Genomic DNA, 11,793 nt, shown 5'->3' on the forward strand with positions numbered 1-11,793 from the left:
CCGCTAGGGCCCGTTGATCATGCTGGTTAGCGCAGGCACTTATTACTGCCGGTGCGCTTGGTTTAGAAGGACTGCCAGTCTCCGCCGTCGTCGTTGCTTGAGGCAGGCGAGGGGGCTGGAGCGGGTGCGGGTTTGGGGTTAGGTGCGGCAGCTTTTGCCGCTTGCTTAGGGGCAGGGGCGGGCGTGGGACTGTACGCCGCCTTCGGGGCTGGCTTTTGAGCCATGGTCTTGGCGCCCGATTTGAAGGAGGCGCTGGATGACGATGACGAGGCTTGGTGACTCTTGGGCGCTGCAGCAGCCGTGTAGGCATGTGCGCGTTGGCCTTCGTTGCTGCTGAGCTTGAAGACGGACACCACCTCGGTCAGGCGCTGAGCCTGATCCTTCAGGCTTTCGGCGGCGGCCGCTGATTCTTCAACCAAGGCCGCGTTTTGCTGCGTCATCTTGTCGAGCTGGACCACCGCGCCATTGACTTGGCCGATGCCGTCACTTTGTTCGGTCGACGCAGCCGTGATCTCGCCGATGATGTCGGTCACGCGCTGAACGCTGGAGACAATATCGTTCATCGAGTTGCCGGCCTCTTCGACCAGGCGCGTGCCGACCTCCACCCGATCGACACTGGCGCCGATCAAGCCTTTGATCTCCTTGGCAGCTTCGGCGCTGCGCTGGGCGAGCGAGCGAACCTCGCTGGCGACAACGGCAAAACCGCGGCCCTGTTCCCCGGCTCGTGCCGCTTCAACGGCGGCATTTAGCGCCAAGATATTGGTCTGGAAGGCGATGCCGTCGATCACGCCGATGATGTCGCTGATCTTCTTGGAACTGGTGTTGATCTCGTCCATGGTCGTGACCACTTGGCTGACCACGGTGCCGCCCTTGGCAGCCGCTGCCGAGGCTGAAGAAGCGAGTTGATTGGCGGTCTGCGCGGCATCGGCGGTTTGTCGCACGGTGCTGGTCAGCGTCTCCATCGATGATGCCGCTTCCTCCAAATTGGCCGCCGTTTGCTCGGTGCGTTGCGACAGGTCTTGCGCGCCCAGTGCGATTTCGCTCGACGCCGTTGTGATGGAGTTGCTGGCTTGTCTGACATCCAGAAGAATGTCTTGAATCTTCTTGGCGAACAGATTGAAGGCGCCGGCAATGCGGGCGATTTCATCGTTGCCGCCTTCGGGGAGTCGCTGGGTCAAGTCGCCTCCGCCAGCGCTGATTTCGTCCAGTGCTGACTGAACGCGACTGAGGCCGCGCAGCATGTTCGTGATCATGGCCGCCATCAAAGTGCCGGCAACCGCGATCACCAGCAGCAAGACAATGGCCGAGGCGCGCACCAGGGACTTGAGGGAGGCCAAAGCCTCACTCTTGTCTGCCGCTACCACCAGCGTCCAATCGGTATTGGGAATGCTGATGCCGCGCATCAGATAGTCTTGTTCGCCGACATGCGTGTCGACCCAGGCGCCACCCGCTTCCCGGGCCAGCTTAATCGCCTTGTCATCCAATTCAGGCGACAGAGTGCTGAGGGGTTTTTGCGTTAGCTTGGTGTCAGGGTGGGCGACGATGTCGCCCTTGTTCGAGACCAAGAAGGCAAAGCCATTCGGGGTTGGCTTGATGGCTTTGACGGTGTTGGAAACGTCATTCAAGAAAACATCGGTGGCGACCACGGCTTTGACTTGGGCTCCTTCCTTGACGGCCAACGCAAAAGTTACGACCAACATATTGCGGGCCGCATCCATATAGGGCTCGGTCAGGATGACGCCGCCGGCGGCTGCTGCTTGGGTGAACCAAGGGCGTCCTGTCGGGTCGTAGTCAGGGGGTAAATTCTGAGGTGAGTTAAAGAATATGCGCTTGTCCGGAAAAGCAATATAGGCGTCCAAGCTGCCAGACTTTGCTGCCTGCATCAAGAAAGGTATCGGTTCTGCTTGTTGAGCGGCTGGGGCCAGCGAAGAGACGATATCCCTTTGAAACCGCATCCATTGGTTGATGGTTGCGGCCTGATTCGCGGCCAAGGTATCGAGGTCTCGTAGCACTTGGCTGTGCGAATGGTTGCGCACCACGACGTAGTTGGCGGCGGTGGCAATGGACAGCCCCAAGACCACCACGCCTATGCAAAGAGCGATCAATCGGGTCTTGATGGAATCAAACATGAGCACACTCCTCAGTCAAAGACAGATTTTCATAGGTGAAGGGCTTAGAAACTTTCCCACTCGCTCTCATTGGAGCTCGAGGGCGGCGCTGCAGCTGGTTTTGCGGGCACCGCAGGGGCGGCCGGTCTTGCGGGTATCGAGGCTGCGGGCGGCGCTGAGGCTGCCTTTTTGACAGCTGCGCTCGGCTTGGCTGGCTTTGCTGCAAATGCGGGCGCTGCCGTGCTGGGCTTGTGCGCCGGCAAGGGGGCGGGCCTGTGGGCCGCAGGTCTGGCGTTGGCGGACTGGGCCACTTGAAAGATGGACACTGCCTCGATCAGCTTATGGGCTTGATCCTTCAGGCTTTCGGCTGCAGCGGCTGACTCTTCCACCAGGGCGGCGTTTTGCTGCGTCATCTGATCCAACTGCGTCACCGACTGGTTGACTTGGCCGATACCGTCGCTTTGCTCGCTGGCAGCGGCCGTGATCTCGCCGATGATGTCTTGCACACGCTGCACACTCGAGACGATTTCAGTCATCGAAGTCCCGGCGTCTTGCACCAAGCGGGAGCCCATTTCGACCCGTTCCACACTGGCCCCGATGAGGGTTTTGATTTCTTTGGCCGCCGCTGCGCTGCGCTGTGCCAAGGAGCGCACCTCGCTGGCCACTACCGCAAAGCCACGGCCTTGCTCGCCGGCCCGGGCGGCTTCCACTGCAGCATTCAAGGCCAAGATATTGGTTTGGAATGCGATGCCGTCGATGACGCCGATGATGTCATTGATCTTGCGTGAGCTGGTGTTGATGTCGTCCATGGTGGCCACGACTTGACCCACAACCTGGCCGCCCTTGGCCGCGGCGCTGGCTGCCGACATCACCAATTGATTGGCGGTGCGGGCGGAATCGGCGGTTTGCTTGACCGTGCCGGTCAGCTCCGTCATCGACGAGGAGGCCAGTTGCAGATTCGAAGCGGTCTGCTCGGTGCGCTGGCTCAAGTCTTGGTTGCCGGTGGCGATCTCGGCGCTGGCGTGGCCGATCGAGTCGACCGACATGCGTACCGTGCCAATGGTGTCGGCCAAGCGCTCGCGCATGGCCTCGGTTTGTTGAATCAACAAGCCGATTTCGTCATCACGGGTGCTGATGACCGACTGTGTCAGATCCCCTTGCGCGATCGCGCTTACCGCGTTGGTCAGCGCTCCGAGCGGGCGTGCGACCCAGTTGCGCATCATCCAGAACAGCCCCAGGCCGAGGCCTATGGTGGTCAAGGTCAGCATGATCCAAAACGGCACCAAGGTGGCCCAGTGCGAGGCCATTGCTTCGCTGCGGGAGACTTGCGCGACCACCCAAAGTCCCGTCTTGTCACTCTTGCGTACGACGGCGAAATTGTCATCTCTTGGGCTGGCCAGCACATTGGGGAAGCTGGAGATATAGCCGTCACTGCTGGCGCCCAATTCGGTCAATGCTTTGTCCAGGCCTGGCATGAAATCGGCGACCAATTTTCCTTTTGCGGTGGGGTGCGCCGCAAATGTGGCCTTGGACATATCTTGGCCAGCGGCGACCAAGAACGTGCCGCCGCTTTCAAAAAACTTGGCGTTGGCGCTCAGGCCTGCCATTGCCACCTCAAAGGCGTCCAGATCAAAGCCCACAAAGAGCAGGCCGATCAGCTTACCGTCGTCGTTCTTGATGGGCGAGTAATGCGTCATGTAAGCGCGGCCGAACAACACGGCACGGCCGGAAAAGGGTTTGCCCGCTCGCACAGTTGCATAGGCAGGATGGTTCTTGCCCAGCATCGTGCCCATCGCGCGTTCGCCCTTGGCGTTTTTGAGCGAAGTGGTGATACGTTCGAAGTCATCACCCTTGGCTGCGAAAACAGTCGCCACGCCGCCGGTGGCGCCGGCAAATTTGTCAACTTGCGTGAAATTGCCGTTCAGCTTGGGACCCCAGTCCCGCAGGTCCCCTGTGGCTTCGTCCAGGCTGAAGCTGGGTCCGAATTCCTGGCGCAAAGAGCCAAAATTGCGCTCAACCAAGATGCGCGAGGACTCGTCCATCGCGTGCATGGAGTCGACCAGCGATTGCGCCTTGTCACCGACCCAGATCTGCACGCGTTCATTGGCGACCCGCGTCAGCATGACGCTGACAATGCCACTGACGGCGAGCAGAACCACCGCCAAGGTGATCCCGCCTATGGTCGATACGCGGCGTGCGATCGAAGTGGTTTTGCTCTTCATATCAAAACTCCGCTCAGTGGGTTTCTTGCGGGCCGCATCGCCAGCGGGCATGGAGCCGGCCTCACAAGCTTATTCGGTACTGACGGGGTCGATGAGGAAATCAAACCTTCAGGCTTTCGGGCCTTAGGGTCTTTAAACCCTTAAACCGTCAGGGAGTCCATCAGACCCATGTCCGAGCTGCTCATCAGGCCTTCGATGTCCATCAAAATCAGCATGCGGTCATTGACGGTGCCAATGCCTGTGATGAAACTGGTGTCCACCGAAGTGGAATTGAGTTCAGGCGCGGGGCGAATCGCGTCGCGGTTCAACTCCAACACGTCGGAAACCGAATCGACAACCGCGCCAACCACACGGTTTCTGACGTTCAGCACAATCACCACGGTGAAGCTGTTGTATTCGGCGGAAGGACATCCCAGCTTCAAGCGCAAGTCAACGATGGGCACAATCACGCCACGCAGATTGACGACGCCCTTGATGAAGTCGGGCGCGTTGGCGATGCGGGTGGGCGGCTCGTATGAGCGGATTTCCTGAACCTTCAGGATATCGATGCCGTACTCTTCAGCGCCCAGGCGGAAGGTCAAAAACTCGCCGCTGGACGGTCCGCGGTTCTTCATTGCCAGGCTGCCGGCTTCTTGGCGCAAGGCCGGAACATTATCTCGGGTGGTTTCCATGGCTTACCTCGTTATCTGTACGGGATGGATGGGTGACGTAAGGAAGAGAACTTAAAAGGATTCCCACTCGCTCTCGCTCTGGCTGGACGGAGCAGGCGCCTTGGCTTTTGGGGCCGGTGACGCTGAAATTGACGGCGCTGCGGGCCGCGGCGCGGGACTCGGGCTGCTGCTCATCGCCGCTTTATGGACCGCATGCGCTGGGGCTGCCTTGGCCGGACTGCTCTTGACGGGCGTTTTCGCGCTGGCCTTGGGCGCCCGGTGCAGCGGCTTGGCCTCGTTGCTGGTGCGGAATTTACCCACAGCCTCGGCCAGTTGTTCGGCTTGGTCTTTCAAACTTTCGGCAGCTGCGGCAGATTCCTCCACCAGCGCGGCGTTTTGTTGGGTCATCTGGTCCAACTGCACAACCGACTGGTTGACCTGCTCAATGCCGTCGCTCTGCTCACTCGCGGCCGCCGTGATCTCGCCGATGATGTCGGAGACGCGCTGCACGCTGGAAACGATGTCGGTCATCGAGGAGCCGGCTTCTTGCACCAGGCGCGAACCTACCTCGACCCGCTCAACGCTTGCGCCGATGAGAGTCTTGATTTCGCGGGCCGCTTCGGCGCTACGCTGCGCCAAGGAGCGCACTTCGCTGGCCACGACGGCAAAGCCGCGGCCTTGTTCGCCGGCTCGGGCCGCTTCCACCGCAGCGTTCAAGGCCAGGATATTGGTTTGGAAGGCAATGCTGTCGATCACACCGATGATGTCACTGATCTTCTTCGAGCTGGTGTTGATGTCGTCCATGGTTGACACCACTTGGCCGACCACTTCGCCTCCCTTGGCCGCCGCATGCGAGGCCGAGGTGGCGAGCTGGTTGGCGGTGCGGGCCGAATCGGCGGTCTGACGAACCGTGCCGGTCAGCTGCACCATGGACGATGCGGCTTGTTGCAGGTTGGAGGCAGTCTGTTCGGTGCGGTTGGACAGGTCTTGGTTGCCTGAGGCGATCTCCACCGAGGCAGTGCGAATGCTGTCTGCCGACGTGCGCAATTGGCTCACCAATCCCTGCAGGGCTTGCTGCATGTTTTGCAGCGAACGCATCAGGTGGGAAGCTTCGTCCTGGCCTTCGATAGCTTCGGATGAACCGGTCAAGTCCCCGTTCGCGATGGCGTTGGCCAAGGCGTCGGCTTGTGCCAAGGGCGTGCAGATGCTTTGCATATTCAGCAAGGTCAAGGGCACGACGATGATGGCGCCAAGACTGAGCACGATGATGAAGGTCATCAAGCTATTGTCCCGGGCGCCCTTGCCATGGGCTTGCGCTAAATCCGCGTTCTGCTTCAGCGAGGCCTTGATTTCACTCAGCAGCTTTTCTTGCTGGGCGCCACCTTCCTTGGCCGCGCCAGACTCCATCAATTGAGTCAAGGCCGCGGCCTGCTTGGCGAGCGCGGATGAGTTTTCAACGATCTGCTGGTTGTGATCCCGCAGCGTATTCATGCCCATATAACCGACGCCACCCACCAGCAGCAGCAGGCCCAAAACCATCGCGATCGCTCCGATCATGCGGGTGCGAATGCTGAATTGCCGGATCAATGCGCTCATATTTTTTGGAGGCTTTCTGAATAAGTGATGCGTGAAAAAGGGAGGGCGTTAATGACGCGAACGCCGCACCAAGCTGCCGACGTCGAGAATCAAGGCCACCCGACCATCACCCATGATGGTGGCGCCCGATACATCGGGCACCTTGCGGTAATTGGCTTCGAGGTTCTTCACCACCACTTGTTGCTGGCCCAGCAGTTCATCCACCAGCAATGCAACGCGACCGCCTTCGGCTTCGACGACCACCATGATGGTGCTGACATGTTCGAAGTCAAAGCGAGGCACTTGGAAGATGGTTTCAAGACCAATCACCGGCATGTATTCATCGCGCACCTCGACCACCCGGCCCGAGCCGGCGACGGTCTTGATGGTGTCGGCCTGCACTTGGAAGGACTCGATCACCGAGGACAGTGGCAAGATGTAGACCTCTTCGCCGACGCCTACGCTCATGCCGTCCATGATGGCCAGGGTCAGCGGCAGGCGCACCGAAACCTTCATGCCGTAGCCTTCAGCGGAGTCGATCTCCACCGTGCCGCCCAAGGAAGTGATGTTTCGCTTCACCACGTCCATGCCGACGCCGCGGCCGGACACATCGGTGACCTGATCGGCGGTCGAGAAGCCCGGCGCGAAGATCAAGTTCCAGACGTCCGAGTCGCTCATCGAATCAGGCGCGTCGATGCCTTTCTCGCGTGCCTTCTTGATCAAGCGGTTGCGGTTCAAGCCGTTGCCGTCATCGCGTACCTCAATGACGATGGAGCCGCCTTGGTGCGAAGCGACCAGGGTGATCGTGCCATGCTCGGGCTTGCCCTTGGCAAGACGGTCGGCGGGCATTTCGATGCCGTGGTCGCAGCTGTTTCTAACCAAGTGCGTCAGCGGATCGGTGATCTTCTCCACCAAGCTCTTGTCCAGCTCGGTTGCTTCACCCTGCGTCACCAACTCGACCTTCTTGCCCAGCTTGGCAGCCAAGTCGCGCAACATGCGCGGGAAGCGGTTGAACACGATGGACATCGGGATCATCCGGATCGACATCACCGACTCTTGCAAGTCGCGCGTGTTGCGCTCCAGATCGGCCAGACCGGAGGTCAGTTGCTGATATAGGCCCGGCGCCACATCGCGGCTGTTCTGTGCCAACATGGCCTGCGTAATGACCAATTCGCCGACCAGGTTGATCAGTTGGTCCACCTTTTCGATCGAGACGCGCAGCGTTGACTGTTCCATGCCGGCCGCTGGTCCGCTCGCAGGGCGAGCCGCTGCTGCGGGCGCCACGACGGCGGGCTTGGCCGCTTCGACTTGTACCTTCAGCTCGCTGGCGGTGGTCTGTTCGGGAACACCCGGCGCATTGTCAAAAAAGCCATAGCCCAGCTCGGCCTCTTGAGCCGCCGTTGAACTTGCGGGCGCTGCTGCGGCTGGCGAGCCGGGCGAGCCCTCGTGGAAACCAAAACCTGGGCCGAAGGGCAGCAAATTGACTTGCTCGCGTGCCACATGGAAGGTGAACAAGTCGAGCAAATCGCCGTCCGAGCTGCTGGTTAGTATTTTGAAGCGACGCACGCCGTCGGCGGCCACACCGCCGTCCAAAGGCTCAATCGTGCCGAGGTCGGTGATCTCTTTGAACAGATCGACCAAGTTGTCGGCCAGACTCAGATCGGTTAGAGGGCCGACCCGCATTTCCAATTCACGCACGCCAGGCTTGACGGGGGCTGCCTTGGGGGCTTTCGGCGCCGCGACAGCGGCGGGTGCGGGTGCGGGTGCAGCGGCGACCGGCGCGTCGAAGTCGGCTTGTTCGCTCTCCACAAAGCCGCGAATGCTGTTCAGGAGATCGGTGGTGTCAACGGCCGCTGCGCCGGAGCCCTGGTGGCGCCCCAACTGGGCGCGCAAGGCATCGCCCGATTGCAGCAAGGTGTCGACCATCGGCGAGGTAGGCTGCAGCTCATGGCGACGCAGCTTGTCCAGCAAGGTCTCCATTTGGTGCGTCAGTTCAGCCACATCGCTGAAGCCGAAGGTAGCTGCGCCGCCCTTGATCGAGTGGGCGCAGCGGAAGATGGCATTGAGCTCTTCGTCGTCAGCGGTCTCGATATTCAAGTTGAGCAGCATCTGCTCCATATTGTCGAGATTCTCGCCCGCCTCCTCGAAGAAGACTTGGTAAAACTGGCTGAGGTCGATTCCAGCGCTCAGGCTGGCGCCCTCGGAAGTCATTTCTCCCATGCTTTACTCCAATTTGACGACGGTTTAGCGAATGACCTTGCCAATGACTTCGATCAGCTTGGCTGGGTCGAAGGGCTTCACCAGCCAGCCGGTGGCGCCTGCGGCGCGGCCGGCTTGTTTCATCTGGTCGCTGGACTCGGTCGTCAAGATCAGGATCGGGGTGGTCTTGAACTTGGGGTTATCACGCAATTTCTTGGTCAGGCTAATCCCGTCCATGCGCGGCATGTTTTGATCGGTCAGGACCAAGTCGAAGTCGCGTGTTGTCGACTTTTCGAGCGCGTCTTGCCCATCCACTGCTTCAACGACGTTGAAGCCAGCGTTTTTGAGTGTGAAGGCGACCATTTGGCGCATCGAGGCCGAATCGTCCACGGCAAGGATTGAGTGCATTGTTGTCTCTCCGGGGTATCAAGCTGATTTCGGTAACTGAACAGGTTTCTTTAGAACAATTCGATCGAACCCGCGTCCATCTCGTCTTGAGTGACCGGGTTGGGGCGCAAGGGTGCGAGTTCAACGACGGATTCGCCGTCTTCGTCGTCGCCAAAGGTATCGCGGGCCAGCTGATCGGCGCAGTTGCGCAGGCGCTGGCTGGTATGTGCAATCAACTGCGTGGCCATGTCTTGAAATTGCAAGGCCGTGATGGCGCCGGCAATGTCTTCGATGACTTTCTTCAAGACGGGGTGGTGGGCACTGTCGGTCTGTTCGCCGGACTGCTGGATCAAGCCATGAACATGGCTGGAGGCGCTGTAGAAATGCATGGAGAGCGCTTCTCCCGCATCGTCCAGCAAGCGTTGCAGGCGCTCCAGATCATGGGTGACCGTCATCAGGTGATCTTGCAGCTCGGCGGCCGCCAGCAAAGGGGTCATCCCTGGGTCGAAGGGATCGCTTGATTCATTCATCGGCATCTTTGCTCCATGCTTATGGGTCCTTGCGGGGCCAAAGCCGCCTCAAAAGAAGGAGGGCAACTCAAGCAACCCACGGCGACCCGTTGCTTGAACGCATCTTCGGCATTTCTGGCGCATCTGTCGACAGGACAATAGCCACAGAAGCAGGCTATTTCTTCGCAATCTACACAGGCTCTGCATTTGATGCAAGGGTTTACCCTTTGTTGTGGAGCCGGGCAGTTGCAAACTAGTTGTAGCAACGGGTTCCCCTGGGTCAATCCTTCACGCATTGCCTGCATACTTCGCCACCATGTCGATGCCAACTGCCGAGCGCCACCTGCGCGTACTCCATATAGAAGATTCAGAGCTTGATCATCAGCTGATCATGGCGCAGCTGCGCCGTGCCGGATTGAATATTGAACTCGAACGGATAGACAGCCTGGCCGAAGTCAGTCGCGCACTCACACAACCCTGGGACGCGCTGATCTCGGACTACAACCTGCCGGGTTTTTCGGGCCTGGTGGTACTGGATATGTTGAAAGCCAGCAAACTGCTGCTGCCTTTCATTTTGGTGTCGGGCGAGATCGGCGAAGACACCGCCGTGGCGGCGATGCGCACCGGTGCCTCTGACTATTTGCTCAAAAAGGATTTGGCCCGCCTGGCGCCGGCCTTGCTGCATGCGATCGAGGCCTGCGAGTCTGAACGTGCTCGCATTGAAGCGGATCGCGAGTTGATCAAATCCAAGCAGCGCCTGCATGAATTGGCGGGTCATCTGCAGACCAGCGTCGAGATGGAGCGGGCCGCGATTGCTCGCGAGATTCATGATGATGTCGGCGGCTCCCTGACCGCGCTGAAGTTCGATCTGGCCTGGATTCAGCGCCATGCCAAGGACGCCGGGGTTTTGCAGCGGGTCGAGTCGGCCTTGGAGACCGTCACCGGCGCCATCGAGGCCAGCCAGCGCATCATGCAAAATCTGCGGCCGGCCATTCTGGAGCAGGGCCTTGTTGCCGCCGTGCAATGGATGGCTGCGCGCTTTGAGCGCCGCACCGGCATCGTGGTGACATTGCGTTGCAGCAGTGAAAACGAGATGCAGCTGCCGGCCGGTGTGCCCTTGGTGGCTTACCGCACGGCGCAAGAGGCGCTGACCAATGTCTCCAAGCATGCGAATGCCAGCCGGGTCGATATTGATCTGAGCGTGGACTCCGGGGTCTTGACGCTCGAAGTTAGCGACAATGGGGTGGGCATTGCGCCCGGCGCATTGGCCAAGGCGCGCAGCTTTGGTATTCGCGGCCTGCACGAACGCGCCGCAACCGTAGGGGGATGGGTGGACTTGAGCAGCAATAACAAGGGCGTGAGCCTGATACTTTCGGTGCCACTGCAGATGGAGTCGCTGGACTTCGCCGGCGTCGACGAGGGGCAAACTCCGGTACAGCCCGTAGCTGAAGCGACTGCCGCATCCGCCGGCTGGGTGCAACCATGATCAAGGTTATTCTTTGCGATGACCATGCTCTGATCCGGCGCGGCATCCGTGACACCTTGTCCGATGTGGCCGATATCGAAGTCATCGGCGAGGCCTCCGACTACGGCGAGCTGCGCAGCTTGCTGCGGGACTTGGGGCCGAATTCGGCCATTGACGTGTTGGTGCTCGACATCAATATGCCCGGGCGCAGCGGTCTGGATGTATTGCATGTGATGAAGGACGAGGGCACCTCGATCCGTACCTTGATCGTGTCCATGTACCCTGAGGATCAATACGCGATCCGCGCGCTGCGTGCGGGTGCCTACGGCTATGTCAACAAGGGCGGTGACCCGCAGGTGCTGGTGCAGGCGGTGCGCACGGTGGCGCAGGGGCGCAAGTATGTGACGCCCGAGATCGCGCAAATGTTGGTGGAGAGCTTGACTGCGCCTGTAAACGAGCAGGCGCACCAGAAACTCTCGGACCGTGAGCTGCAGACTTTGGTGATGATTGCTTCGGGCAAGCGTTTGTCCGATATCGCCGAGGAGCTGACGCTGAGCCCGAAGACGGTCAGCGTCTACCGGGCCCGCGTGCTTGAGAAACTGGGCTTGGCGAACAACTCCGAATTGACGGTGTACGCTATTCGCAACGGTTTAGTGGCAAGTTGAGCTGCGGCCGGCA

9 protein-coding genes are annotated in these 11,793 nt (G+C 60.0%); 2 read left to right on the top strand and 7 right to left on the bottom strand.

Annotation, left to right across the window (positions count from 1 at the left end; all coding sequences use genetic code 11):
• Positions 1-62 precede the first annotated feature (62 nt).
• From LNV08_RS23025 to LNV08_RS01560, 7 genes are all read right to left on the bottom strand, one after another.
• A complete protein-coding gene (locus LNV08_RS23025; protein WP_318014079.1) occupies positions 63-2,129 on the bottom strand; it encodes a methyl-accepting chemotaxis protein in 2,067 nt (688 codons plus the stop codon).
• Positions 2,130-2,173: 44 nt separating this feature from the next.
• Positions 2,174-4,330, bottom strand: a complete 2,157-nt coding sequence (locus LNV08_RS01535; RefSeq protein WP_263531891.1) for a methyl-accepting chemotaxis protein — start codon at positions 4,328-4,330, stop codon at positions 2,174-2,176.
• 140 nt (positions 4,331-4,470) lie between these two features.
• Complete coding sequence (locus tag LNV08_RS01540) at positions 4,471-4,944, bottom strand: chemotaxis protein CheW (RefSeq protein WP_263532283.1); 474 nt, start codon at positions 4,942-4,944, stop codon at positions 4,471-4,473.
• Positions 4,945-5,052: 108 nt separating this feature from the next.
• Complete coding sequence (locus LNV08_RS01545) at positions 5,053-6,576, bottom strand: methyl-accepting chemotaxis protein (protein WP_318014080.1); 1,524 nt, start codon at positions 6,574-6,576, stop codon at positions 5,053-5,055.
• A 48-nt stretch (positions 6,577-6,624) separates the two neighbouring features.
• Complete coding sequence (locus LNV08_RS01550; RefSeq protein ID WP_263531892.1) at positions 6,625-8,775, bottom strand: chemotaxis protein CheA; 2,151 nt, start codon at positions 8,773-8,775, stop codon at positions 6,625-6,627.
• Between the two features lie 24 nt (positions 8,776-8,799).
• The gene (locus tag LNV08_RS01555) at positions 8,800-9,162 is read right to left on the bottom strand and encodes a response regulator (protein WP_263531893.1); all 363 of its coding nucleotides are present in this window, start codon (positions 9,160-9,162) and stop codon (positions 8,800-8,802) included.
• Positions 9,163-9,212: 50 nt separating this feature from the next.
• A complete protein-coding gene (locus tag LNV08_RS01560; protein WP_414858663.1) occupies positions 9,213-9,677 on the bottom strand; it encodes a hypothetical protein in 465 nt (154 codons plus the stop codon).
• Between the two features lie 289 nt (positions 9,678-9,966).
• Between LNV08_RS01560 and LNV08_RS01565 the strand changes: the two genes are divergently transcribed.
• Both LNV08_RS01565 and LNV08_RS01570 read left to right on the top strand, forming a co-directional pair.
• Positions 9,967-11,136 carry a response regulator gene (locus tag LNV08_RS01565; RefSeq protein WP_409993917.1) on the top strand — a complete coding sequence of 390 codons (1,170 nt, stop codon included), beginning with the start codon at positions 9,967-9,969 and terminating at the stop codon, positions 11,134-11,136.
• Positions 11,133-11,780 carry a response regulator transcription factor gene (locus LNV08_RS01570; protein WP_263531895.1) on the top strand — a complete coding sequence of 216 codons (648 nt, stop codon included), beginning with the start codon at positions 11,133-11,135 and terminating at the stop codon, positions 11,778-11,780. The genes LNV08_RS01565 and LNV08_RS01570 overlap by 4 nt, the downstream gene beginning before the upstream one ends.
• The last annotated feature ends 13 nt before the right edge of the window (positions 11,781-11,793 follow it).

The sequence above is a fragment of the Paucibacter sp. TC2R-5 genome, assembly GCF_025717605.1.
Classification (GTDB): Bacteria; Pseudomonadota; Gammaproteobacteria; order Burkholderiales; family Burkholderiaceae_C; genus Paucibacter_A; species Paucibacter_A albus.

Coding starts and splice junctions, on each gene's coding strand:
- LNV08_RS23025 (WP_318014079.1), bottom strand. CDS start 2,129: ATGTTTGATTCCATCAAGACCCGATTGATCGCTCTTTGCATAGGCGTG.
- LNV08_RS01535 (WP_263531891.1), bottom strand. CDS start 4,330: ATGAAGAGCAAAACCACTTCGATCGCACGCCGCGTATCGACCATAGGC.
- LNV08_RS01540 (WP_263532283.1), bottom strand. CDS start 4,944: ATGAAGAACCGCGGACCGTCCAGCGGCGAGTTTTTGACCTTCCGCCTG.
- LNV08_RS01545 (WP_318014080.1), bottom strand. CDS start 6,576: ATGAGCGCATTGATCCGGCAATTCAGCATTCGCACCCGCATGATCGGA.
- LNV08_RS01550 (WP_263531892.1), bottom strand. CDS start 8,775: ATGGGAGAAATGACTTCCGAGGGCGCCAGCCTGAGCGCTGGAATCGAC.
- LNV08_RS01555 (WP_263531893.1), bottom strand. CDS start 9,162: ATGCACTCAATCCTTGCCGTGGACGATTCGGCCTCGATGCGCCAAATG.
- LNV08_RS01560 (WP_414858663.1), bottom strand. CDS start 9,677: ATGCCGATGAATGAATCAAGCGATCCCTTCGACCCAGGGATGACCCCT.
- LNV08_RS01565 (WP_409993917.1), top strand. CDS start 9,967: ATGTCGATGCCAACTGCCGAGCGCCACCTGCGCGTACTCCATATAGAA.
- LNV08_RS01570 (WP_263531895.1), top strand. CDS start 11,133: ATGATCAAGGTTATTCTTTGCGATGACCATGCTCTGATCCGGCGCGGC.